This window comes from Pseudomonas sp. LBUM1671, from assembly GCF_059695685.1.
This window is the reverse complement of sequence record NZ_CP166782.1, coordinates 4,753,071-4,777,239: the sequence shown is the minus strand read 5'-3', so window position 1 is coordinate 4,777,239 and position 24,169 is coordinate 4,753,071. Positions and strand designations below refer to the sequence as shown.

The following is a 24,169-nucleotide window of genomic DNA, read 5'->3' as shown; positions in this document are numbered from 1 at the left end:
CTTCGCGACCCAACGGGGATAAATCCCCTCGCCACGAAGCCTGGCTCCTACAGGGGGGATATGCGGTGCGCGGCCTGTCGCGCATCGCACCTGATGTAACCGCGTTAAATAAAAACAGTTAATAACAATAAAACGAGGATGTAGGGATGAAGAAGAAGAACAACGCTCAGCTTATCTGCCAGTTGTCCGCGGTTGCGGCCATGATGCTGGCCGGTAGTGTGCACGCGGCTGACGCGTTCAGCGCCGATTCCGAATGGATGACCGGTGATTGGGGTGGCGAGCGGACCAAGCTGATCGAGCAGGGTATCGACATCAAGATGGACTACGTCGGTGAAGTGGGTGGAAACCTTCACGGCGGCTACAACAACGACAAGACCGCGCGTTACGCCGACCAGTTTGGTCTGGGCGTGGCGCTGGACCTGCAAAAGTTGTGGGGCTGGGATAACACCCAGGCCAAGGTCCAGTTCACCAACCGTAACGGTGAAAACATCTCCAATGACCGTGTCGGCGATCCGCGTGCCGGCACCTTGAGTTCTTCCCAGGAAGTCTACGGCCGTGGCCACATGGTCCGTCTGACCCAGTTGTGGATCAAACACCAGTTCCTCGACGGCAAACTGGACGTCAAGGCTGGTTACTTCGGCGAAGGCGAAGACTTCAACACCTTCCCGTGCGAGTTCCAGAACCTGGCGTTCTGCGGTTCCCAAGCGGGTAACTGGGCGACCAACATCTGGTACAACTGGCCGGTCATGCAAGCTGCGGTCCGCGTGAAGTACAACATCTCGCCTGAGTGGTATGCGCAGATCGGCGCGTACAACCAGAACCCGTCGCAACTGGAGCACGGTAACGGCTTCAAGCTCAGCGGCAGTGGTACCAAAGGCACCGTGTTGCCGGTCGAACTGGTCTGGCTGCCTAACCCTGGCAACCTGCCGGGCGAATACCGTGTCGGTTATTACAAAAGCACGGCCAAGGCCGACGACGTTCGTGAAGACGATAACGGCGATGATGCGGCAACCAGCGGCAATGCCTATCGCAGCCACAGCAGCAAATCCGGCTACTGGTTCGTGGCGCAACAACAACTCACCACTCACAACGGTGACGCGTCCCGCGGTCTGAACATTGCTGCCAACGCTACTTTCCATGACAAGGACACCAACTTCGTCGACAACTATCAGTCGCTGATGCTGGTGTACAAGGGCCCGTTCGATGCACGTCCGAAGGATGACTTCGGTATCGGTGCCGCGCGTATCCATGTCAACGATGACGTGAAGAAAAACTCGGAGTTGGTCAACGCCTCCAACAATGTCACGGACTATCAGGACCCGCTGTTCGCGCCGCTGCGTAACACTGAGTACAACTACGAGATCAACTACGGCTTCCACGTTACCAACTGGCTGACCGTGCGTCCCAACCTGCAATACATCACTCACCCGGGCGGTGTGGATGAAGTCGACAACGCGCTGGTGGCCGGCCTGAAAATTCAGTCGGTGTTCTAACGCTGTTGCGATAAGCTCCTCTCTATGTGCGCATTTTTGCGGACAGCCCTGGCTGTCCGCTTTTTTTTGGGGCGGCGCACCCCGGGTGATTTTCAGGACAGTGGCACATGCATGAGCATCCGCTACAACGCTTCTTCAAATCCTTGCGCGAGCGTCCGGTGTTTGCGTGGGAGCGCTATCAGAAGCGCGACGTGCTGGTGATCGACCATCCGCTGTGTCAGGCGGTGTTCAGTCGTCAGGGCGCGCAATTGCTGCACTTCCAGCCAACAGGGCAGAAACCCTGGCTCTGGTGCGCGGCGAAGTGGCCGCAAGTCGGTGCGATTCGTGGTGGCGTGCCCGTGTGCTGGCCGTGGTATGGCCGTCATCCCAGCGAAAACGCCTGGCCGTCCCATGGCTGGGCACGGCTGATCGACTGGAAGCTACTCGACAGCAGCCATGACGACGATGGCGTGCGCCTGCATTGGCAACTTCAGCTGTGCGACTGGCAAGTGGACCTGCACGCACACTTGGGCGAGCGCATGGATCTACGCCTGAGCACCGAGCATCAGGACAGCCTGCCGTGCCAATTGAGCCAGGCGTTGCATGCCTATTGGCGTATTGGTGACGTGGGTGAGATAGCGCTGTCTGGGCTCGATGGTGCGCAGGGTTATGACCAGTTGAATCGCCAGGTTTGCCAGCAGGAAGGGGAGTTGAGAGTCGAAGGCGGGTGTCAGCGGGTGTTCCAGCATGACGGTGAATTGCAGCTCAAGGACCATGCCTGGCAGCGGGAATTGTGCATCGACACCGGCGACCATGCGGACACGGTGGTCTGGCATCCGGGCTCGCGGCCGTTGCTGGGGGTGAGTTGGAACGAGATTTCAGAGTTTGTGTGTGTCGAGGCGGCGAGTGGCGGGACGGACAGTTTGAGCCTGGCGCCGGGGCAGAAGGCGCATTTGAGTTTGCAGGCGCGGGTGGGAGCTTAGGTGTGTCAGGGCGATTGCTCCCTCACCCTAACCCTCTCCCGGAGGGAGAGGGGACTGACCGCGTTGATTGTTCAATCTACGTCGGCCTGAAGCTTTGAGTTGAACTCAGGTTTTGAAGAGCATGAAGATCTGCTCCCTTTCCCCCTCTCCCCTCTGGGGAGAGGGCTGGGGTGAGGGGTGGTTTTTGAAGGGTCAGTTGAACTCATCCCCAACCGGATACCGACTCGCATTCAAGCTCTCTTTGATCTTGCGCAAATGCGGCTGGAAATCCACACCCCGGCGCAGGGTCATGCCGGTGGCCAGCACATCCAGCACGGTCAGCTGGATGATCCGCGACGTCATCGGCATATAGATGTCGGTGTCTTCCGGCAGCGGAATATTCAGGCTCAAGGTACTGGCCTTGGCCAGTGGCGAACCTTCGGCCGTCAGACCCAGCACCGAAGCACCGTTTTCCCGGGCGATGCGCGCCACTTCCACCAGTTCTCGGGTGCGGCCGGTGTAGGAAATGATCACGAACAATTCGCCGGTGTGCGCCACCGACGCAATCATGCGCTGCATCAGCACGTCGGCATGGGCGGTGACGGCCAGGTTGAAACGGAAGAACTTGTGCTGCGCGTCCAGTGCCACCGGGGCCGAGGCGCCGAGGCCGAAGAAGTGGATCTGCCGGGCCTGGATCAACAGGTCGACGGCGCGGCTGATCAGGTTCGGGTCAAGCGCCTGTAACGCACTGTCCAAAGAGGCGATGGCGCTGCCGAAAATCTTTTTGGTATAGGCCTCCGGATTATCATCGGCCTCGACCGCACGGCTGACATACGCCGCGCCACTGGCCAGGCTCTGGGCCAATTGAAGCTTGAGTTCCGGGTAGCCGCTGACGCCAAACGAACGGCAGAAACGGTTGACCGTCGGCTCGCTGACTTTAGAGGCCTGGGCGAGCGCGGCGATGCTGAACCGGGTGGCCTGCTCTGGGTTGAGCAGGATGACTTCGGCGACTTTGCGTTCTGCCTTGTTCAGGTCTTCAAGGCGATTCTGGATCTGTTCCAGTAAATTTCGCACGCGGTCCATTTCATGTTCCTTAGGTCAGCAGCGCAAATAAGCGTTCGGCTATGCAAATTGGGCCTTTGATACGGCCCGTAACGGTGGCCTATCCTACTGATGGCTCCGACCGACCACCACTCGGAATCTGTATTTTGCGAAAATGTTGTGGTTATTACTACATTTTTCCTTGAGTGATGCCTTGAAAAAAGGTATTTGTAGATTAACTTGATAAAAGAACAAACATCATGCCTTCGATTACGGTTGAACCGTGCACCTTTGCCTTGTTCGGCGCCCTCGGCGATCTGGCCCTGCGCAAACTGTTTCCTGCCCTTTATCAACTCGATGGCGCAGGCCTCCTGCACGAGGATACGCGCATTATCGCGCTGGCCCGTGAGCCGGGCAGTGAGCAGGAACACCTGGCGTTCATCGCCTCCGAACTGCGCCGTTACGTAGGTGCCGAGCTGGACGAAGCTGTGGTCGAACGCTTCCTGGCCCGTTTGAGCTACCTGCATGTCGACTTCCTCAAGGCTGACGATTACGTCGCCCTGGCCGAAATGGCCGGCAGCGCCCAGCGTGTGATTGCCTACTTCGCCACGCCGGCCGCGGTTTATGGTGCAATCTGCGAGAACCTGTCGAAGGTCGGCCTGAGCGAAAACACCCGCGTGGTGCTGGAAAAACCCATCGGTTCGGACCTGGAGTCCTCGCGCAAGGTCAACGACGCCGTGGCGCAGTTCTTCCCGGAGAACCGCACCTACCGCATCGACCACTACCTGGGCAAAGAGACCGTCCAGAACCTGATCGCCCTGCGTTTCGCCAACAGCCTGTTCGAAACCCAGTGGAACCAGAATTACATCTCCCACGTGGAAATCACTGTGGCCGAGAAGGTCGGGATCGAAGGTCGCTGGGGTTACTTCGACAAGGCCGGTCAGCTGCGGGACATGATCCAGAATCACCTGCTGCAACTGCTCTGCCTGATCGCCATGGACCCGCCGGCCGACCTGTCTGCCGACAGCATCCGCGACGAGAAAGTCAAAGTGCTCAAGGCCCTTGCGCCGATCAGCCCGGAAGGCCTGACCACGCAAGTGGTGCGTGGCCAGTACATCGCCGGCTACAGCGAAGGTAAACCGGTGCCGGGCTACCTGGAAGAACCGAATTCCAACACCCAGAGCGACACCGAAACCTTCGTCGCCCTGCGTGCCGACATCCGCAACTGGCGCTGGGCCGGCGTGCCGTTTTACCTGCGTACCGGCAAGCGCATGCCGCAGAAGCTGTCGCAGATCGTCATCCACTTCAAGGAACCGTCGCACTACATCTTCGCCCCCGAGCAGCGCCTGCAAATCAGCAACAAGCTGATTATTCGCCTGCAACCGGACGAAGGCATTTCCTTGCGCGTGATGACCAAAGAACAAGGCCTGGACAAGGGCATGCAGCTGCGCAGCGGTCCATTGCAGCTGAATTTTTCCGACACATGGCGTAGCGCTCGGATTCCCGATGCCTACGAGCGGTTGTTGCTGGAAGTGATGCGTGGCAATCAGAACCTGTTTGTCCGTAAAGATGAAATCGAAGCCGCGTGGAAGTGGTGTGACCAGTTGATCGCCGGGTGGAAAAAATCCGGTGATGCGCCCAAGCCGTACGCGGCCGGGTCCTGGGGGCCGATGAGCTCCATTGCTCTGATCACGCGGGATGGGAGGTCGTGGTATGGCGATATCTAATTTGCAACTGCCTCAGGGCGTCAGCGCCCATGAGTTCAAGAGCCCGGTGCTGCTGGCCGATGGTCTGGCACTGAATGTGGCCAAGCATCTGAGTGATGCCATCGACGCTCGCGGCAGCGCGACGCTTGTGGTGTCCGGTGGTCGTAGCCCTGTGGCGTTTTTCCAGAACCTGGCGAAGCAGAAACTGGACTGGTCCAAGGTCGTTGTCACCCTGGCCGACGAGCGCTGGGTGCCGGTCGAGCATGCCGACAGCAATGCCGGCCTGCTCAAGCGTTATCTGCTGCAAGGCCCGGCGGCCAAGGCTCAGTTTCTGAGCCTGTACAGCGCCACCGCGAACCTTGAGCTGGCAGCCGAGCAGGCCGACCGTTTGCTCGCCGAGTTGCCGCCGATCGACGTACTGATCCTCGGCATGGGCGATGACGGTCACACCGCTTCGCTGTTCCCCAACAGCCCGAACCTGGCCGACGCCTTGAAAGCCGACGGCACACGTCGTTGCTACCCGATGCTGGCACCGACCGTGCCGCATCAGCGCCTGACCATGAGTCGTGCGCTGCTGGCTTCGGCCAAGACCACCGTTCTATCGATTTCCGGTCAGTCCAAACTGACTACCCTGAGTGCCGCATTGGCCGGTGACGATGTCGCCGCCATGCCGATTCGCGCGTTTCTGCAACCTACGTTAGAGATTTACTGGTGCCCATGAGCCAAGGATCAGCCGCTATGACAATGACATCCCCGACCGTTTCCATGGCGGACAAAGTTGCCCTGATCGACAGCCTCTGCGCCAAGGCGCGGATCCTGCCGGTGATCACCATCGCTCGCGAACAGGACGTCCTGCCACTGGCCGACGCTTTGGCCGCTGGTGGCCTGACTGCCCTGGAAGTGACGCTGCGTTCGCAGTTCGGTCTCAGGGCGATCCAGATTCTGCGAGAGCAGCGTCCGGAACTGGTGACCGGTGCCGGCACTGTGCTGGATCGCAACATGCTCGCTGCTGCCGAAGCAGCCGGCTCGCAGTTCATCGTCACCCCCGGCATCACCCGTGACCTGCTCGAAGCCAGCGTCGACAGCCCGATCCCGCTGTTGCCAGGCATCAGCAACGCGTCCGGCATCATGGAAGGCTATGGCCTGGGTTATCGTCGCTTCAAGCTGTTCCCGGCGGAAGTCAGCGGTGGCGTTGCGGCCATCAAGGCCCTCGGCGGCCCGTTCGGTGAAGTGAAATTCTGCCCGACCGGCGGCGTCAGCCCGGCCAACATCAAGAGCTACATGGCGTTGAAAAACGTGATGTGCGTGGGCGGTAGCTGGATGCTTGATCCGGAGTGGATCAAGAACGGCGACTGGGCCCGGATTCAGGAATGCACCGCCGAGGCATTGGCGCTGCTGGACTGATCGGCTTTTACCAAACACTTCGTTGTGTGTTCTACGGCTTTACGGTGCGCTTGGTCGGTGCACCGTTTTTTTTTGCCCAAATAATCTGTGGGAGCCAGCCTTTGTGGTGAGGGGATAAATCCCCTCGCCACCAAGCCTCGCTCCTACAAGGGAAATGATGCGATACATAGTTACCGCATCTCGTCGTTCAACCAGCGCTAACCTGCGTTCATCTTATGGAAGAGAGAACGTCATGGACGACTACACCTCAGTTGCACCCACCCCCCCGGTTTACCTGCTGTCTCCCGAGCAAATCGCCGGCCCGTATTTCCGTAATCCGAAACTGATCCGACGCAACATCAGCGAAAGCGCCGATGGCATTCCCCTGGTGCTGCGCCTGGCGATTGTCGATGCCATGACCGGTCAGCCCGTGACCGGGGCCTTGGTTGATATCTGGCATTGCAATGCGCGAGGTGCCTATTCGGGCTGGAGCAAGATCAACCCGGACAAGGAGGTCGATGTCGGTGACATCGGCTCGGTCCCGCGCACTGATGACGACACCTATCTGCGTGGCGGGCAATTCACCGATAAAAAAGGCGTGGTGCGGTTTACCACTATCTATCCGGGGTTCTATGCCGGTCGTGCCTTGCACATCCATGTCGCTGTGCGCATCACGTCCGGCAACAATTTTCTCGACGAGCGGCACGTCGCCTGGGTCGGCCAGCTCTACTTTCCCGAACCCGCCTCGCGTTCGGTGCTCAACACTCGGGAGTACTGCGGTCGATCCGCCTCGCCGCTGACCAACAACGAAGACTTTCATTACCTGCATCAGGGCGGCGAGGCCTCGACATTAACGGTCCACACCCTCGGTCGAGACTCGAACGAAGACGGCTTTTTCGGCCACACGACCATCGGAATCGACACGTTCGCCGCCTCGATGCAAATCAGACCCGAGGACTTCGACAAGTACACGGTCTGACGTCAGCGCAATTCGGTCAGCGCCCGAGCCAGCAGATCCATTTCGGCAGCGTTGGTCGTGAGCCCCGGCGTAATTCGAATGCAGGGCCCACTCGCCGCACCGCTGCGGACCACGGTGAACAGGTTGTAGTCGTTGAGCAGTCGCTCGACCATCGCCTGTTGATCGGTATGCCGGGTAAAACGCATCGAGGTAATGCCGCAATACAGTCGCGGGTCATCGGGGGTCATGACATCGATCCCCGGTAACTCGCGAACCGCGTTGACCCATCGGTTGCGCAGGTAGTTGAGCCGTGTGCTCTTGGCGGCGACGCCACCCATGGCCAGATGCTCCTCGAACACCAGCGGCAGCGTCAGCAGCGCCGGGATGTTCGGCGTGCTGTACGGCGTGCGGGCGCGAATATCGGTGACCGGGAAATGCATCTCGCCCATGTCCGGGTCGATGTCAGCCAGGCGCTCAGGGGCAATGTAAATGAAGCCCAGCGTGAGCGGGGCGCCGATCCATTTGTGCAGGTTGAAGCCGGCGAAAGAGATGCCCAGCTCATCCAGATTGAACTCGATCTGGCCGAGGGCGTGGGCGCCATCGAGGATCACGTCGATGCCGTGCTCCTTCGCGGCAGCAGCAATGGCCTGCACCGGCATGACCAATCCGGTGCGATGGGTGACGTGGGTCAGGGCCATCAGTTTGAGCTTTGGATAACGCTCGAACGCGTCGCGATAGGTGGTCAGCAAGCTGTCAAAAGTTGCGGGATGCGCGTGGTCGATTTCAATCACTTCCACGCCGCGATGCCGCGCCAGCCATCGCATTGCGCCTTTCACCGTGTCGTACTCCAGGTCGCAAATCAGCACCTGATCGCCCGGTTGCAGGCGATTGTAGTTGCGGATCAGTGATTGCAGGCCGTCCGAAGCGTTGCGGGTGAGGGCCACGGCTTCGGCGGGAACATCGATCAGGCTGGCGAGCTGTGCCCGGATCTCAAGGCTCTCGACCTGTTCAAAACGCTGGCGCACATGCACCGAGTTGCTGCGGTTGATCAGCTCTATGTTGCGCTGATACTCCTCGACGACGGTGCGCGACATGCGCCCGAAATAACCGTTTTCCAGGTTGATGGGCCCGGGTTCGACTGCGTAGCGGTCGGCAAAGGTCTTCCAGAAGTGTTCATCACGGGCGCGACGGGTGTTATCGGGCATGAGCTACTCGGTTCTTGATTGCGATTTCAGTGGCGCGGGGCCGGTTTGCCGTGTTTGGCGCGCAGTGGTTCGAGCAGGTCCGACAGACCGTTATGGTCGATCTCCTGCATCAGGGCCAGTAAACCGCCCAGTTCGCCATGGGGGAAACCTTCTCGGGCGAACCAGTTCAAGTATTGGCCGGGCAGGTCGGCAATGATCCGACCCTTGTATTTGCCGAAGGGCATTTCGCGGGTGATCAACAGTTCGAGCTTTTCAGGGTTCATCTATCGGTCGTCTTGATTCATCAGGCTGGAAAAATACAGGCATTCTGCATGCAGGCCAATTGACAGTTCATGCAAAAAAAGCGGATACGGATTTTTGAGATAAAACTAAGTATTTGAAATATAAGGAATAAATGATCAATTCAAAGCTGGCATGCAGGGTGCAATAGCTATTACATCTTTCATCAACCCGCAAGGAATTGAAAAATGACCGACATGAATAAAGAAGCGATCTCTGTACTCAACGACCTGATTGAAACCAGCAAAGACGGTCAGGAAGGGTTCAAGACTTGCGCTGAAGACATCAAACACCCTGAACTCAAAACCCTGTTCGTGCAACGCTCCAATGACTGCGCCACCGCAGCTGCCGAACTCCAGAGCGCCGTGCGTTCGATGGGTGGCGATCCGGAAACTTCCACCAGTGTCAGCGGTGACCTGCACCGTCGCTGGGTCGACGTGAAAGCCGTGTTCACCGGCAAGGATGAAGAAGCCGTGCTGAACGAAGCCGAACGCGGCGAAGACCATGCGCTGAAGGCTTACAAAGAAGCCATCGAGAAAATCAACAAGCACAACCTGGTGGGCATTCGTGACTTGGTTGAACGTCAATATCATGGCGTGCAACGCAATCACGATCAGGTAAAAGCCCTGCGTAACCAGGCTCGCGCTCGCTCTTAAGCATTCGTAGTCTGTCAAAAACGCCAGCCAGTCTGGCGTTTTTTTGTGCCTGGGAATTAACACTGGACGGGCGATAGATAGCTAGCTAATAATTTGTTTTTCAAGTGACTTCAGTGAACCCGACTATCGTTAAAAACGTCCCTTCAAGAGTCTTCTACGTGCCTATCACTTTGCAGGCCTTGTTTGCGCCTGACCGCCGCGCCCTCCAGTTCGCGATCAAGACCTTGATCGGCGGCGGCCTGGCCCTGTGGCTGGCGTTGCGCTGGGGCCTGGAGCAACCGGCCTGGGCGCTGATGACCGCGTTCATCGTCGCTCAACCGTTGTCCGGAATGGTGGTGCAGAAGGGGTTGGCGCGGCTGCTCGGCACGCTGGTCGGAACGATCATGTCGGTGGTGTTCATGGGATTGTTCGCCCAGACGCCCTGGCTGTTTCTACTGGCATTGGCGCTGTGGCTCGGGTTGTGTACGGCGAGTTCGACGCTGTTGCGCAGCGCGTGGTCCTATTCTTTTGTGCTGGCCGGTTACACGGTGGCGATCATCGCGTTGCCGGCCATTACCCATCCGCTGACGGTGTTCGATCAAGCCGTCGCGCGTTGCACGGAAATCTGTCTGGGCATCCTCTGCGCCACGGCGGCAAGCGCCTTGATTTGGCCGATGCGGGTCGAGCGGCAACTGGCGGATCAGGCGCAAGCCGCCTGGAACAGCGGGATGAATGCAGCGCGTGCCACCCTGGCCGGCGATGCTCAGGCGCGTAAAGGCCTGCTGGAAATCCTTGGACGAATTGTCGCCGTCGATGCCCAGCGCGAACATGCCTGGTTTGAAGGTGGCCTCGGTCGGCAACGCGCACGAGCCATCAGCGGTTTGAGCCAGAAGCTCTTGATGCTGCTGCGCATCGCCCGTTCGGTTCGCCGTCAGTGGAAGCAATTGGAGCCACAGGAAGCCGCGCAATTGCTGCCTTGGATGACCGAGGTTCAGGCCGCCCTCAGTGGTGCTGATACCGCGACTCTGCAAGCGCTGCGGCCAAGGTTGCTCGATGCTTCCCACGATCCGCACATCAGCTCTGCGCAGAGTTATTGCCTGGCCCGTTTCACCTTGCTGCTCGATACCGCGATGGCGGCCACCGCTGCGTTGAAAGCGGTGGAGGAGGGCCGCGAAACGGTCGATCCGCCACGCACCCTGACGCCGCACCGCGACCTGTCATTGGCGTTGGTGTTCGGTGCGCGCAGTGCCTTGGCGTTTCTGGTGGTGTCGTGCTTCTGGCTGGCGACTGCCTGGCCCGCCGCCTCCGGCGCCCTGGTGCTGACGTGTGTGGTGTGCAGCCTGTTTGCCAGCCGCGAGAACGGTGCGCAGATCGGCATGAGTTTCATGCGGGGTATTTTTCTGGCGATCCCGGCGGCGTTTTTCGTCGGGCAGATTTTGTTGCCGCAATGGAGCGGTTTTGCGTTGCTCTGCATGGGCATGGGCGTGCCGTTGTTTTTCGGTGCGCTGGGCATGGCCAAGCCACAGATCGGCGCCACGGCCACTTCGTTCTGTCTGCACTTTATCGTGCTGGTGTCGCCGCTGAACGCGATGAAATTCGACGTCGCCACGTTCTTCAACAGCGCCCAGGCGATGGTGGTCGGTGTCGGCGCGGCGGTGCTGGCGTTCCACTTGCTGATCCTGCGTAACCCTGCGTGGCATGGCCGGCGCTTGCTGGCGGCGACCCTCGATGATCTGGTGCGGCTGACCCGACGCAATCTGCGCGGTGCCGAAAGCTGGTTTGGCGGACGCATGGCCGACCGTCTGCTGCAACTGGCGCGGCACTACCCCGAGTTGCCGGAACCGGCGCGCAGTCGCTGGGATGACGGCTTGCTCGGCCTCGATATCGGCGATGAATTGCTGCATCTGCGTTTGAGCCTGGCAGTGGCGCAAGTGCCAGTCAGTGCGCCTCAACGGCGATATCTCGAACAGTTGGAAAAAGTCCTCGAACAAGGTCCTGCAGGCAGCTGCGCCGATGCGTTGGAACAGCCCAGCGAAGACTTTCTGAAAACTTTGTACGCGTTGCCGCCCAGCGATGCCGTGAAACTGGCCCAAGGCGCCGTGCTGCAATTGCAAAGCAGCTGGCGCGCCTGGTGCCGTCAACAGGAGCAAAGCCATGGGCTTGCGTGAATGGTCGGTGGGCGGCGTGCTGCTCAGTCCGTTTCTGATTTATGTGCTGCTGGCGCTGCTCGTCACAGGAGCCTTGCGCATGCTGTTGCGCCTGACGCCGGTCGGCCGCTGGATCTGGCACGAAGCATTGTTTGATTGCGCCTTGTACGTCTGTGTATTGACCCTGATCACCGTCGTCCTCGGACCTTTATAAGGAGTAAAAAATGCGTACCCCCGTACGTGTCGCGGTAACCCTGTGCCTGGTGGCGGTGGCGATCTTTGCCGGCTTCCATTTGTGGCAGTACTACATGCTCACGCCCTGGACCCGGGATGCGCGGATCCGCGCCGACGTGGTGGTGATCGCCCCGGACGTCTCGGGTTGGGTGCGTGAGCTCAAGGCGTTCGATAACCAGCCGGTCAAGGCCGGCGATCTGTTGCTGAGCATTGATCGTGACCGTTTCGAAGCGGCGCTGGAGAAAGCCCAGGCGGTGGTGCAGACCCGTCAGCAGCAGCTCAATCTGCGCGAACGCGAAGCCAGTCGGCGCGCCAGTCTCGGGCCACAAGCGATCAGCGCCGAACTGCGCGAGAACGCGCAAATCAACGCCGGCATCGCCCGTGGTGAACTGCGTGAAGCCCAGGCGGAAGCCAAGGTCGCGGAACTCAATCTGGCGCGCAGCCAGGTCCATGCGCCTCGCAGCGGCCACATCACCAACCTGCGTCTGGCCCAAGGCAATTACGTGAATGCCGGGCAACCAGTGATGGCGTTGATCGATGATTCGACTTTTTATGTGCAGGCGTATTTCGAGGAAACCAAGTTGCCGCGGATTCGGGTGGGCGATCCGGTGAAGGTCTGGTTAATGAGCGCCGGCGAAGCGCTGGACGGGCATGTGGAAAGCATCAGCCGCGGGATTACCGATCGTAATACCACCCCGGACGGGCAGTTGCTGGCGGAGGTCGAACCGACGTTCAACTGGGTGAGGCTGGCACAGCGGATTCCGGTGCGGATCAAGATTGATAAGTTGCCGGAAGGGATGAACTTGAGTTCGGGGATGACGGCGAGTGTGCAGGTTGAGGAGGGTGAGCGGTCGCGGTGAGTTTTAGATCGATGCCTGATTTTAAGAACCACCCCTCACCCCAGCCCTCTCCCCAGAGGAGAGAGGGGGAAAGGGAGCCGATCGGGGGCTTTTCAGAGCCTGAGTTCGACTCGAACTCCCAGGTCGATGTAACCCGAAAGTACACCTCGGTAGGTCCCCTCTACCCCTTGGGGAGAGGGTTAGGGTGAGGGGTGGATTCAGCTGACCCCCCCCCCCTCCCCAAATCAGCCGATGCTGATCGCCGGCAGGGTAGTCAACGCTACGGTCTGCTGCTTGCGCGGCGCAAGAATCTCGGCCTCGCCATCCACCACCAATTCATCGCGCTGGTTAAACACGCGAGTCGCGATCCGCACACGAAACTTCGGCAGCTTCTCGAGGATTTCCAGACGCACGGTCAGGGTGTCGCCAATCTTCACCGGCTTCTGAAAACTCATCTGCTGACCGATATAAATAGTGCCCGGCCCAGGCAACTCGCACGCCACGGCCGCGCTGATCAGCGCACCGCTGAACATGCCGTGGGCGATACGTTCTTTGAACATGGTGCCAGCGGCGTATTCGGCGTCCAGGTGCACCGGGTTGTGATCACCCGACATCGCGGCGAACAACTGAATGTCGCGCTCTTCGACCGTCTTGCTGTAGCTGGCGGTCTGGCCTACTTCGAGGGCTTCGTAAGGGGTGTTGGTAACCTGGGTCATCTGTTTCAATTCCTGTCACGAATAAATAAATTCACAAAAAAACTATTCTGATCTGGGTGGCCGGCGGTGGCTCAGCGCCTGGGCGATCCAGTTCAACACGTCATCGATCACTTCATCGCGGTTGCTCTCGTTGAACAGTTCATGCCGTGCCTGCGGGTAAATAGTCAGTTGCAGGTTCTGGCTGCCGGCCGCGCGTAGCGCATCGGCCAGATCGTTCAGACGCTTGCCTTCGCTCACCGGATCACATTCACCGCCAATCACCAGCAGCGGCAGGCCCGGATCAATCTGAGCGAGATTGGACGCTTTGCTGATTTGCTGCAAGCCGCCGAGCAAATCGATCCACAGCTGATTGGTGCAACGAAAGCCGCAGAGCGGGTCGTTGGCGTACAGATCAACCTCCGCCGGGTCACGACTGAGCCAGTCGAACCGCGTGCGCACCGGTTTGAATTTCTTGTTGAACGAGCCGAATGACAGCCACTCGATCAGCGCACTGCGACCCTTGCCGCCCTGGCGCAGGCGTTCGAGCCGGGCGATTTGTCGCGCCGCGCGATAAAGCGCGATGGGCTGGAAGTTCGAACCGCTGAGGACCGCGCCATGCAGGCTGGCGCTGTGATGCAGCAGATAGGCCTGGGCGATGTAGCTGCCCATGCTGTGGCCGAGCAGCACGATCGGCACGCCGGGATGTTGCTGGCCGATGTGCTGGTTGAGGCTGGCCAGGTCGCCGACCACTTTGCACCAGCCATCGTCGTCGGCGAAATGGCCGAGTGTCCCGTTTTCGGCAGTTTTGCCATGTCCACGCAGGTCCGGCGCGTAGACGCCGTAACCCTGCCCGCAGAATTTCTCCGCCAGGCGCGCGTAGCGACCACTGTGTTCGGCCATGCCATGGGCCAGCAGGATCACCGCTTTCAAAGGCGGATCGGGCAGCCACTGGTTGACGAAGAGGCGGCTGCGGTCACTCGCGGTCAGCCAGAAAGTGTCGTGGATCATGGCGATTCCTTTGCATGGATGGGTCACAGGCACGATGCATTGTATAGCGCATCCTTTCGCTCCCGTCTGATCAGGCCACGCTGCTGCAGCAAGATTCACACGGTCAATGACGCCCGTTGGCATATTTGCCTGATTGGCCATAGCTGCTAGTGTCCGTGAAGCCCCGCTCTTCGCTCTTTGTGTTGAAGAAGACAGAAAAGCGGCCCGGATAGGCTCAGGTAAAGAGGACAAGAACAATGCAACCTGATTTCTGGAATGACAAACGCCCGGCCGGCGTGCCCCTGGATATTGACCTTGGGGCCTATAAGTCGGTGCTTGAGGTGTTCGAGCGTTCCTGCAAGAAATTCGCTGATCGCCCCGCTTTCAGCAACATGGGCGTGACCCTGACCTACGCCGAACTGGAACGCTACAGCCTGGCGTTCGCCGGTTACCTGCAAGCCCACACCGATCTGGTGCCGGGGGATCGCATCGCGGTGCAGATGCCCAACGTCCTGCATTACCCGATTGCCGTATTCGGTGCGTTGCGCGCCGGGCTGATCGTGGTCAACACCAACCCGCTGTACACCGCGCGGGAGATGCGTCATCAGTTCAAGGACTCCGGTGCCCGGGCGCTGGTGTACCTGAACATGTTCGGGCAGAAGGTCCAGGAAGTGCTGCCCGACACCGACATCCAATACCTGATCGAAGCGAAGATGGGCGACCTGATGCCCAGCGCCAAGGGCTGGCTGGTCAACACCCTGGTCAGCAAGGTCAAGAAGATGGTCCCGGCCTATTCCTTGCCGCAGGCGATTTCCTTCAAGAGCGCGTTGCGTCTGGGCCGTGGCCTGGGCATCAAGCCGCTGAAAGTCAGTCTCGATGACATCGCCGTGTTGCAATACACCGGCGGCACCACCGGCCTGGCCAAGGGTGCGATGCTGACCCACGGCAACCTCGTGGCCAACATGCAGCAGGCGCGGGCGTGCCTCGGGCAGTTCGGCAGCGACGGTCAGCCGTTGCTGCGCGAAGGTCAGGAAGTGATGATCGCGCCGCTGCCGCTGTACCACATCTATGCCTTCACGGCGAACTGCATGTGCATGATGGTGACCGGCAACCACAACGTGCTGATCACCAATCCTCGCGACATCGGCGGCTTCATCAAGGAGCTGAAGAAATGGCGGTTCTCGGCGTTGCTGGGGCTGAACACGCTGTTCGTAGCGCTGATGGATCACCCGGATTTCAAGACCCTGGATTTCTCCAGCCTCAAACTCACCAACTCCGGCGGCACCGCGCTGGTCAAGGCCACCGCCGAGCGTTGGGAACAGCTCACCGGTTGCCGCATCACCGAGGGCTACGGCCTGACCGAAACCTCACCGGTGGCCTGCACCAACCCCTACGGCGACAAATCGCGGATCGGCACGGTTGGCCTGCCGGTACCGGGCACCACATTGAAAGTGATCAACGATGAAGGCGTCGAGCAGCCCTTGGGCGAACGCGGCGAATTGTGCATCAAGGGCCCGCAGATCATGAAGGGCTACTGGCAGAAACCGGAAGCCACCGCCGAAGTGCTGGATGCCGAGGGCTGGTTCAAGTCCGGCGATATCGCGGTGATCGACCCGGACGGTTTTGTGCGCATCGTCGATCGCAAGAAAGACATGATCATCGTCTCGGGTTTCAACGTGTACCCCAACGAAATCGAAGACATCGTCATGGCTCATCCGAAAGTTGCCAACTGCGCAGTGATCGGCGTGCCGGACGAGCGTTCGGGGGAGGCGGTGAAGTTGTTTGTGGTGGCCCGCGAGTCGGGGGTCAGCCTTGAAGAGTTGAAGGCGTACTGCAAGGAAAACTTCACGGCGTACAAAGTGCCCAAGCACATTGTGTTGCGTGAGTCGTTGCCGATGACGCCAGTCGGGAAAATTCTGCGGCGGGAGTTGCGGGATATTGCATAGGCGTTGAATGGCCGCGCTTTGCGCGGTTCGCGGGCAAGCCGCGCTCCCACAAGGTCATCGCTGATCCTGTGGGAGCGGGCTTGCCCGCGATGCTTTTAAAGGGAAGGCCCCGAAATACGGGGCTTTTCAGGGTTGTATAGAATCTTTGCTCTAAAATGACCGCTAGTAATTCTTGAGTCACAATTGTGACCATAGAGGCCGCTTTTGGCTCTAGTCGACCCTTGGCAAAGCTGCTACTCTCGGCGCGCTTTGTGACTTCTCGGGCTTATAAAAGCGCTAGATTCACCGACAAACACACACCAATAATAATCGCATCAAATGCGGTGCTGAATTCGCGTTGCTGAGGAGTGGGCTTCCATGAACGAAGACTTTTGGAAGGATAAGTACCCTGCCGGGATTGCTGCCGAGATCAATCCAGACGAGTATCCGAATATTCAGGCAGTGTTGAAACGATCCTGCCAGCGCTTCGCCGACAAACCGGCATTCAGCAACCTGGGCAAGACAATCACCTACGGTGAACTGTACGAATTGTCCGGTGCCTTTGCCGCTTACCTGCAACAGCATACCGACTTGCAGCCTGGCGATCGAATTGCCGTGCAACTGCCCAACGTGTTGCAGTACCCGGTAGCCGTATTCGGTGCCATTCGCGCCGGGCTGATCGTGGTCAACACCAACCCGTTGTACACCGCGCGGGAAATGGAACACCAGTTCAACGACTCCGGTGCCAAAGCCCTGGTCTGCCTGGCCAACATGGCGCATCTGGCCGAGATCGTGGTGCCGAAAACCGGCGTCAAGCACGTGATCGTCACCGAAGTGGCCGACCTGCTGCCACCGCTCAAGCGCCTGCTGGTCAACAGCGTCATCAAGTACGTGAAGAAGATGGTCCCGGCGTATCACTTGCCCAAGGCCATCAAGTTCAACGACGTGTTGAGCAAGGGCCACGGCCAGCCAGTGGCGGAAGCCAACCCGGCCAGCAGCGACGTTGCCGTCCTGCAATACACCGGCGGCACCACCGGCGTGGCCAAGGGCGCGATGCTGACCCATCGCAACCTCGTGGCGAACATGCTGCAGTGCAAGGCGCTGATGGGGTCCAACCTCAATGAAGGTTGCGAGATCCTGATCACACCGCTGCCGCTGTACCACATCTATGCCTTCACCTTTCATTGCATGGCGATGATGCTGATCGGCAACCACAACATCCTGATCAGCAACCCGCGCGACTTGACGGCGATGGTCAAGGAACTGTCGAAGTGGAAGTTCAGTGGCTTCGTCGGCCTCAATACCTTGTTCGTGGCGCTGTGCAACAACGAAGGCTTCCGCAAGCTGGATTTCTCCGCACTGAAAGTCACCCTGTCCGGCGGCATGGCCCTGCAACTGGCCGCGGCCGAGCGTTGGAAAGCGGTCACCGGTTGCGCCATCTGCGAAGGTTACGGCATGACCGAAACCAGCCCGGTGGCCACTGTGAACCCGATCCAGCACATCCAGATCGGCACCATCGGTATTCCGGTTCCGTCCACCGTGTGCAAAGTCATCAACGATGCCGGCGTCGAGCAGCCGTTAGGCGAAATCGGCGAACTGTGTGTGAAAGGTCCGCAAGTGATGAAGGGCTACTGGCAGCGTCAGGACGCCACCGATGAAATGCTCGACAGCGAAGGCTGGTTGAAGACCGGTGACATCGCGGTGATTCAGCCGGATGGTTACATGCGCATCGTCGATCGCAAGAAAGACATGATTCTGGTGTCCGGTTTCAACGTTTATCCGAACGAACTGGAAGACGTGCTCGCGACCCTGCCGGGCGTGCTGCAATGCGCGGCCATCGGCGTGCCGGACGAGAAGTCGGGCGAAGCGATCAAGATTTTCATCGTGGCCAAACCAGGTGTGACGTTGACCAAGGAGCAGGTGATGGAGCACATGCGTGCGAACGTGACCGGCTACAAGGTCCCGCGCTCCGTGGAGTTCCGCGATGCGCTGCCGACCACCAACGTCGGCAAGATCCTGCGCCGCGAGTTGCGCGACGAAGAACTGAAAAAGCTCAACGGCAAGAAAGTCAGCGCGTAACCCACAAAAAGCCCCGCAGATGCGGGGCTTTTTGTTTATGGCGATATCAGAAGTGCTTTATGTGTTCAGGGGATTTATCTGTGGCGAGGGGATTTATCCCCGTCGGGTCGCGCAGCGGCCCCAAAAACCTGCAACCGCATTTCAACAGGAACACTGCGTTCACCGGGTTTACGACTGCTGCGCAGCCGGACGGGGATAAATCCCCTCGCCACAGGTACTCAGTGTTATTTACAGGCGAAACGGCGCGAAATTGACGTTAGTGCCCGCCGGGCGCATGTCTTGCAGGTACGAATCCTTGTCCGCGCTCAGTTCCAGGCTCAAAGCGGCTTTACGCTTGCCTTCGTTGCGCACCACCAGGCCTTCGAGCTTCTCGCGCAGGAACACCGTCGGCACTTTCAGGTGCAGCAGTTCGTCGGTATCCGGCGTGTGCATCAGCAGGTGAACCCATTCGTACTGACCAATGGCCAGGCGCGCCACCGGGATATCGAACCACCAGATGTTGCGGTTGCGGTTCAGTTCGGTGAAATGGCAGTTGTTGACGCCAAGCACAGCACCGCCAAGTTCCTGGTTTCTGCGGGCAATGGCCTGCTTTTTATCGAGTTTCATAACATTCCTACGGGATTGGATCTTCAGCGCCATGGCCTGAATACGTTGCGCATTCTCGGGGGTTGGTCGGCAAACATAAAGCCCAACCTGCGCTGAACGATGAAATGCGTGACTGAAAATAAATGAAACTCCGTGCAAATGCCCCGGGTCAATCTTTGTGTAACGACTTTTTCCGTTGAATTGTTCACAGGAGAAACACCATGAGCAGCACTGGCGATAAAGTAAAAGGCATGGCCAACGAAGCCGCCGGCAACGTCAAGCAAGGCGTCGGCAAGGCCACCGGTAACGACAAAATGCGCGCCGAAGGCGTCGTGCAGGAAAGGAAAGGCGAGGCCCAGCAAGCGGTGGGCAAGGCCAAGGACGCGATCAAGAAAGGCGTCGACAAGGCGTGATTCGGCCTTTGACGAGCAACATGAACGGCCATCCACGGATGGCCGTTTTTGTGTCAGCCTGAACTTGCACACGGAAATTGTTTCAAAGTCGCCAAGTAGGCTACTTTGATGTAGAAAACGGCCCCTGAGTCGCCTCGACTTCAACCCAATCTTGCGGCGAAAGGAGACGCTAATGTTTTTCCCCCACATGAAAGGCTTGCGCCTGCACCGTGTCATGGTGCGCACGGTCACCGAGTTCGTCGATGACGAGATGTCGACCTATGCCTCGGCATTGGCCTATCAAATGCTGTTTTCGCTGTTCCCCTTCATTCTTTTTCTCATCGCGCTGATCGGTTTCCTGCACCTGCCGGACTTCTTCTCCTGGCTGCGCCTGCAATCCGAGCTGGTCCTGCCGCCCCAGGCGCTGGAACAGGTGAACCCGGTGATCGACCAACTCCAGCAGTCCAAGGGTGGCTTGCTGTCGATTGGTATCGTGATTGCCCTGTGGACCGCGTCCGCCGGCGTGCGGCTGATGATGAGCGCGATGAACGCCGCCTACGACGTGGTCGAAGGCCGGCCCGCGTGGAAGCGCTTTCCGCTGTCGATTATCTACACGGTGGGCATCGCCGGCATGCTGCTGATCGCCGCCGCACTCATGGTGCTCGGGCCACAACTGATGGGCTGGATTGCTGCGCAAGTGGGCATGGAAGATTTCATCGTGACCCTGTGGACCATCGTTCGCTGGCCCGTGGTGGTGATTTTGCTGATGGTCGCCGTGGCGCTGATTTATTACGTCATGCCCGACGTCAAGCAGGAGTTTCGTTTTATCACCCCGGGCTCGGTGCTGGCGGTGGTGGTGTGGATCCTCGCTTCCGTGGGCTTTGGCCTGTACGTCAAGGAGTTCGCCAACTACAACGCCATGTATGGCAGTATCGGCGCGATCATCGTGCTGTTGCTCTATTTCTATATTTCCGCGGCGGTGTTGTTGCTCGGCGCGGAGATGAATGCGGTGATCGAACACATGTCGACCGAGGGCAAGAATGATGGCGAAAAAGTCCCCGGCGAACTCGACCACGAACCCAAACACCACGTTTCGGGGCTGGGTCGGGATCACTCGATCAAGACCCCCACTGACGAAGTCACCAAATGATCCGTGAAATCCTGAAAATGGGCGATGAGCGCCTGCTGCGCATTGCCCCGCCGGTCCCGGCTGAAATGTTCGACAGCCCTGAACTGTGGCAACTGATCGACGACATGTTCCAGACCATGGAAAGCGTCGGCGGCGTTGGCCTGGCCGCGCCGCAGATCGGTGTCGATCTGCAACTGGTGATCTTTGGCTTCGAGCACAGTGAACGCTACCCGGATGCTGAAGCGGTGCCGCAGACCATCCTGATCAATCCGCTGATCACGCCGTTGAGCCCGCTGATGGAAGAGGGTTTTGAAGGTTGCCTATCCGTCCCCGGCCTGCGTGGGGCGGTGGATCGTTATCAGCAGATTCGCTACGAAGGGTTTGATCCCAAGGGCCAGCCGATTGTGCGGATTGCCGAGGGATTCCATGCGCGGGTGGTGCAGCATGAATGCGATCACCTGATCGGCCGGCTGTACCCGTCGCGGATCACCGACTTCAGCAAATTCGGGTTCACCGAAGTGATGTTCCCGGACCTTGACCCTAACGCCGACGACTAAGCTTTGGACACCGCAAGACCTTGTGGGAGCGGGCTTGCCCGCGATAGCAATCTGTCAGACAACATCCGTGTTGAATGTACAGGCCTCATCGCGGGCAAGCCCGCTCCCACTCTATGATCTTCAAAAGGCTGGCGTGAGTTACCTGGCTGGATCCAGGCCCATGGCAATCATCGGTTTGCTGCGCGCGTAACGGCTCAGGCGTTCGATCATGGCGTAGGGCATGTGCGGATCGAAGGAAAATCCTCGGCGTTCATAAAAGCCTCGCAAGTCCGGGTGGCAGAACAGCCAGACCGGTTGGTCGAGACCGCGCACCGCTTCGGCGATCAACCCCGCCGCGATCCCCTGTCCCCGACAGGCCGGATCGATGAACAACCCCGTCAACCAATGCCCACCCGAGACCGGCCGCAGACACAGCGCGCCAATGATCTCGTCGCGCCGGGCGACCCACAGCTGAGCATCACGGACGGCTTTCATCGACGATTGGTGGGCGCGATAAAACTTGTTCATCAGCGGCCATAACGGCTCGGCGAGCAGGGTGTACTGGGTGTCGGGCATGGGTTTGATCTGTCGGTGCGCAAAGCGGACGATTATAAAAGAACGCGCGGCCGGGGATAGGTGTATACCTGATCTCACATCCCGTATGAGTGGAGTACGTATCATGGCCAAAGGCATGGATTCAAAAAAAGCGGCAAAGAAGAAACCGGCGAAAACCGCCGATGAAAAGCGCGCAGACAAGAAGGCCAAGAAGGTGGATGTGTTCGGTCATTGATCCCGCTTTAATCGATCGTTCCCACGCTCTGGGAACGATCACCAAATAATCTGCAAGATTTCCCTGCGCCATTGCACAGAAGGGGACTGGTCCCCGATCTGAGCAACGCCATGCCCCATTACTTCGATGCCGCCCACCGAGAAGAAATCGAAACCCTGCGCCAACGCCTGACCGCTCGCACCGAGTGGCCGACCTGGCTGTTGCTGATCGGCGTGTATGGCGGCTGGTTCAGCATTGTTCTGGGGAGCAATCGACTGGGGCTCTGGTGGAGCACGGTGTTGCTGATCCCGCTGGTGGTGCTCTGGTTGTCGGTGCAACATGAGTTGCTTCACGGGCATCCCACTCGTTGGACATCGCTGAACAAAGTCCTCGGCTACGCCCCGTTCGCCGTCTGGTACCCCTACACCCTGTACCGCGACAGCCATTTGCTGCATCACCGCGACGAAGACCTGACCTTGCCCGGTCGCGACCCGGAAAGCCGTTACCTGACGGCCGAGCAGTGGCAGGGCCGTTCACTGTTTGAGCAAGGCCTGCACTGGCTGAACAAAACCGTGCTCGGGCGCTTCATGCTCGGCGCGCCGCTGGCCCTGCTGGCGCTGGCGAAGGAAGAACTGCAACGGCTGATCCACGGTGAGCGGCAGGCGTGGTTGATGTGGCTGACCCACGGCGGGCTGACCCTGCTGATGCTGGTGTTCATCGCGCGCTACAGTGTGCTGCCGGTCTGGCATTACCTGTTGCTGATCAGCGTGCCGGCGCTGTCGATTGCGATGATTCGCTCCTACTATGAACACCGCCCACACGCCGCACCCGAACAACGCACCGTGCTCAACGAAGCGGCCTGGCCGTGGCGCTGGCTGTTCCTGAACCTGAATTTTCACTTGGTGCATCACGACTTGCCGGGCCTGCCCTGGTACGACTTGCCACGCGCCTACCACGCGCGTCGCGAGCAATGGCTGGCGCGCAGCGGCGGGTTTCTGGTGCGGGGTTATGGGCAGTTGTGGCGGGAGAATGGCGTGAAAGCCATCGATAGCCCGAGGCATCCGTTCCACTGATTGCGAATGAGGTCCCCTGTGGGCGAGCCTGCTCGCGATGGGGCCATTAAAATTCAACATTGATGTTGCCTGACACACCGCCATCGCGAGCAGGCTCGCTCCCACAGGGGATTATCGTTGTATGGGAAGATTTCGATGACACAACACCTCGCTGAACTCCTGATGTACGTCGCCCCCGAGCCGATCCGCGCGGCGAACGAACGCTGGCTCTCGCGCATCCTCGATCACCTGGGCCATTCCCGTTTGAGTGCCGAAGGCCTGTCGCTGCCCGAACTCTGGTTATCGCCGGATGTGCTGCTGACCCAAACCTGCGGCTACCCGCTGATGACCACCTTGCGCGGCAAAGTCCGGGTCATCGGTCGGCCGCGCTATGAACTTCCCGACAGCGATGGCGGCAACCATTGCAGCCTGCTGCTGAGCCGCGCCGATGACCCACGGCGAACCTTGCTTGAGTTGCGCGGCAGTCGCGGGGTGATCAATGGCCAAGACTCCAACAGCGGCATGAACCTGTTGCGGCACCGACTGGCGCCACTGCATCGCGACGGACAGTTCTTTTCCAGTGTCGCCATCAGCGGCAGCCACCGCGAAAGTCTGCGCTGGCTGCGCGAAGGGCTTGCAGACCTGGCGGCCATCGACAGTGTGACCTTCGCCTACCTGGCGCGGCATGCCGACAAAGAGGTCGCCGGCCTGCGCGTCGTGGCCCGCAGTGCGTTCAGCCCGACCTTGCCGTACATCACGGCGGCGACGCTGACCGATGAACAGGTTGAAGCGCTTCGGCAGGTGATGAACACCTCATTGCATGAGTTGCCCGATGTCGCGCAAATCCTCGGCCTGCAGGAAGTGTTGCCGGCCACCGAGAACGACTATCAAGTCATTCTCGACTATGAGCAGGAGGCTGAAGCGTTGGGGTATGGGCGATTGCGGTAGGGGGGAGCGAAAAGAACGCAGCCTCGTTTCACTCGACAGCTGCTACGGGAGATTGGTGTCCATCTGTAGCAGCTGTCGAGTGAAACGAGGCTGCGTTCTGTCAACTGCTTAATGCATTAATAGAATATAAAAATACTTTTTAAGTATTATTAAAGAATAAGGCGCCTTGCTAGGATCTCGCCACCGGATCACCGGACATTCAGCGAACCCT

At 59.2% G+C, this 24,169-nt stretch carries 24 protein-coding genes; 17 read left to right on the top strand and 7 right to left on the bottom strand.

What is annotated here, in order from left to right; translation table 11 throughout:
- Positions 1-146 precede the first annotated feature (146 nt).
- A complete protein-coding gene (locus ACA060_RS22110) occupies positions 147-1,493 on the top strand; it encodes a carbohydrate porin (protein ID WP_109634235.1) in 1,347 nt (448 codons plus the stop codon).
- Positions 1,494-1,600: 107 nt separating this feature from the next.
- Entirely contained in the window at positions 1,601-2,455 is an 855-nt protein-coding gene (locus ACA060_RS22105; RefSeq protein ID WP_497313196.1) for a D-hexose-6-phosphate mutarotase, read from the top strand.
- A 192-nt stretch (positions 2,456-2,647) separates the two neighbouring features.
- On the opposite strand, the gene ACA060_RS22100 is transcribed toward ACA060_RS22105, so the two are convergent.
- Positions 2,648-3,508 carry a MurR/RpiR family transcriptional regulator gene (locus ACA060_RS22100; RefSeq protein WP_172825977.1) on the bottom strand — a complete coding sequence of 287 codons (861 nt, stop codon included), beginning with the start codon at positions 3,506-3,508 and terminating at the stop codon, positions 2,648-2,650.
- Between the two features lie 227 nt (positions 3,509-3,735).
- Between ACA060_RS22100 and zwf the strand changes: the two genes are divergently transcribed.
- The 4 genes from zwf (at position 3,736) to ACA060_RS22080 (ending at position 7,543) form a co-directional block, all read left to right on the top strand.
- On the top strand, positions 3,736-5,202 hold the full coding sequence (gene zwf / locus ACA060_RS22095) for a glucose-6-phosphate dehydrogenase (RefSeq protein WP_109634232.1): 1,467 nt from the start codon (positions 3,736-3,738) through the stop codon (positions 5,200-5,202).
- Entirely contained in the window at positions 5,189-5,902 is a 714-nt protein-coding gene (gene pgl / locus ACA060_RS22090) for a 6-phosphogluconolactonase (protein ID WP_109634230.1), read from the top strand. Before zwf ends, pgl begins: the two co-directional genes overlap by 14 nt.
- A gap of 17 nt (positions 5,903-5,919) precedes the next feature.
- Complete coding sequence (locus ACA060_RS22085) at positions 5,920-6,585, top strand: bifunctional 4-hydroxy-2-oxoglutarate aldolase/2-dehydro-3-deoxy-phosphogluconate aldolase (RefSeq protein ID WP_109634229.1); 666 nt, start codon at positions 5,920-5,922, stop codon at positions 6,583-6,585.
- 232 nt (positions 6,586-6,817) lie between these two features.
- Positions 6,818-7,543 carry an intradiol ring-cleavage dioxygenase gene (locus ACA060_RS22080; RefSeq protein ID WP_497313193.1) on the top strand — a complete coding sequence of 242 codons (726 nt, stop codon included), beginning with the start codon at positions 6,818-6,820 and terminating at the stop codon, positions 7,541-7,543.
- A gap of 2 nt (positions 7,544-7,545) precedes the next feature.
- Here ACA060_RS22080 and ACA060_RS22075 read toward each other — a convergent pair whose 3' ends face one another.
- Together ACA060_RS22075 and ACA060_RS22070 are read right to left on the bottom strand one after the other, a co-directional pair.
- Positions 7,546-8,727 (bottom strand): aminotransferase class V-fold PLP-dependent enzyme, encoded by a 1,182-nt coding sequence (locus ACA060_RS22075; RefSeq protein ID WP_497313191.1) that lies wholly within the window; start codon positions 8,725-8,727, stop codon positions 7,546-7,548.
- 26 nt (positions 8,728-8,753) lie between these two features.
- On the bottom strand, positions 8,754-8,990 hold the full coding sequence (locus ACA060_RS22070; protein ID WP_010457368.1) for a DUF3820 family protein: 237 nt from the start codon (positions 8,988-8,990) through the stop codon (positions 8,754-8,756).
- A 204-nt stretch (positions 8,991-9,194) separates the two neighbouring features.
- Between ACA060_RS22070 and ACA060_RS22065 the strand changes: the two genes are divergently transcribed.
- The 4 genes from ACA060_RS22065 (at position 9,195) to ACA060_RS22050 (ending at position 12,882) form a co-directional block, all read left to right on the top strand.
- Complete coding sequence (locus tag ACA060_RS22065) at positions 9,195-9,662, top strand: ferritin-like domain-containing protein (protein ID WP_497313189.1); 468 nt, start codon at positions 9,195-9,197, stop codon at positions 9,660-9,662.
- A 158-nt stretch (positions 9,663-9,820) separates the two neighbouring features.
- A complete protein-coding gene (locus ACA060_RS22060) occupies positions 9,821-11,809 on the top strand; it encodes an FUSC family protein (RefSeq protein ID WP_497313187.1) in 1,989 nt (662 codons plus the stop codon).
- A complete protein-coding gene (locus ACA060_RS22055; protein ID WP_008151119.1) occupies positions 11,796-12,002 on the top strand; it encodes a DUF1656 domain-containing protein in 207 nt (68 codons plus the stop codon). The genes ACA060_RS22060 and ACA060_RS22055 overlap by 14 nt, the downstream gene beginning before the upstream one ends.
- A gap of 10 nt (positions 12,003-12,012) precedes the next feature.
- On the top strand, positions 12,013-12,882 hold the full coding sequence (locus ACA060_RS22050; protein ID WP_497313185.1) for an efflux RND transporter periplasmic adaptor subunit: 870 nt from the start codon (positions 12,013-12,015) through the stop codon (positions 12,880-12,882).
- A 224-nt stretch (positions 12,883-13,106) separates the two neighbouring features.
- On the opposite strand, the gene ACA060_RS22045 is transcribed toward ACA060_RS22050, so the two are convergent.
- Positions 13,107-13,577, bottom strand: a complete 471-nt coding sequence (locus tag ACA060_RS22045) for a MaoC family dehydratase (RefSeq protein ID WP_109634218.1) — start codon at positions 13,575-13,577, stop codon at positions 13,107-13,109.
- Positions 13,578-13,619: 42 nt separating this feature from the next.
- On the bottom strand, positions 13,620-14,564 hold the full coding sequence (locus tag ACA060_RS22040) for an alpha/beta hydrolase (protein ID WP_497313183.1): 945 nt from the start codon (positions 14,562-14,564) through the stop codon (positions 13,620-13,622).
- Positions 14,565-14,800: 236 nt separating this feature from the next.
- Between ACA060_RS22040 and fadD2 the strand changes: the two genes are divergently transcribed.
- A complete protein-coding gene (gene fadD2, locus ACA060_RS22035; RefSeq protein ID WP_497313181.1) occupies positions 14,801-16,489 on the top strand; it encodes a long-chain-fatty-acid--CoA ligase FadD2 in 1,689 nt (562 codons plus the stop codon).
- Positions 16,490-16,846: 357 nt separating this feature from the next.
- Positions 16,847-18,547, top strand: coding sequence for a long-chain-fatty-acid--CoA ligase FadD1 (gene fadD1 / locus ACA060_RS22030; protein WP_497313179.1), 1,701 nt, complete (start codon positions 16,847-16,849; stop codon positions 18,545-18,547).
- Positions 18,548-18,775: 228 nt separating this feature from the next.
- On the opposite strand, the gene ACA060_RS22025 is transcribed toward fadD1, so the two are convergent.
- Positions 18,776-19,153, bottom strand: coding sequence for a hypothetical protein (locus tag ACA060_RS22025; RefSeq protein ID WP_109634211.1), 378 nt, complete (start codon positions 19,151-19,153; stop codon positions 18,776-18,778).
- A 200-nt stretch (positions 19,154-19,353) separates the two neighbouring features.
- Here ACA060_RS22025 and ACA060_RS22020 point away from each other — a divergent pair, with 200 nt between their 5' ends.
- The 3 genes from ACA060_RS22020 to def all read left to right on the top strand — a co-directional run bounded on the left by ACA060_RS22020 (position 19,354) and on the right by def (position 21,210).
- Complete coding sequence (locus tag ACA060_RS22020; RefSeq protein WP_010457349.1) at positions 19,354-19,545, top strand: CsbD family protein; 192 nt, start codon at positions 19,354-19,356, stop codon at positions 19,543-19,545.
- A 172-nt stretch (positions 19,546-19,717) separates the two neighbouring features.
- Positions 19,718-20,674 carry a YihY/virulence factor BrkB family protein gene (locus ACA060_RS22015; RefSeq protein WP_109634209.1) on the top strand — a complete coding sequence of 319 codons (957 nt, stop codon included), beginning with the start codon at positions 19,718-19,720 and terminating at the stop codon, positions 20,672-20,674.
- Positions 20,671-21,210: a peptide deformylase gene (gene def / locus ACA060_RS22010; protein ID WP_497313176.1), complete on the top strand. Its 540-nt coding sequence runs from the start codon at positions 20,671-20,673 to the stop codon at positions 21,208-21,210. Before ACA060_RS22015 ends, def begins: the two co-directional genes overlap by 4 nt.
- 138 nt (positions 21,211-21,348) lie before the next feature.
- Here def and ACA060_RS22005 read toward each other — a convergent pair whose 3' ends face one another.
- Positions 21,349-21,765, bottom strand: coding sequence for a GNAT family N-acetyltransferase (locus tag ACA060_RS22005; protein WP_497313175.1), 417 nt, complete (start codon positions 21,763-21,765; stop codon positions 21,349-21,351).
- 324 nt (positions 21,766-22,089) lie between these two features.
- Between ACA060_RS22005 and ACA060_RS22000 the strand changes: the two genes are divergently transcribed.
- Both ACA060_RS22000 and ACA060_RS21995 read left to right on the top strand, forming a co-directional pair.
- Positions 22,090-23,031, top strand: a complete 942-nt coding sequence (locus ACA060_RS22000) for a fatty acid desaturase (protein WP_497313174.1) — start codon at positions 22,090-22,092, stop codon at positions 23,029-23,031.
- A 135-nt stretch (positions 23,032-23,166) separates the two neighbouring features.
- Positions 23,167-23,958 carry a phosphate/phosphite/phosphonate ABC transporter substrate-binding protein gene (locus ACA060_RS21995; RefSeq protein ID WP_497313173.1) on the top strand — a complete coding sequence of 264 codons (792 nt, stop codon included), beginning with the start codon at positions 23,167-23,169 and terminating at the stop codon, positions 23,956-23,958.
- Positions 23,959-24,169: the final 211 nt, after the last annotated feature.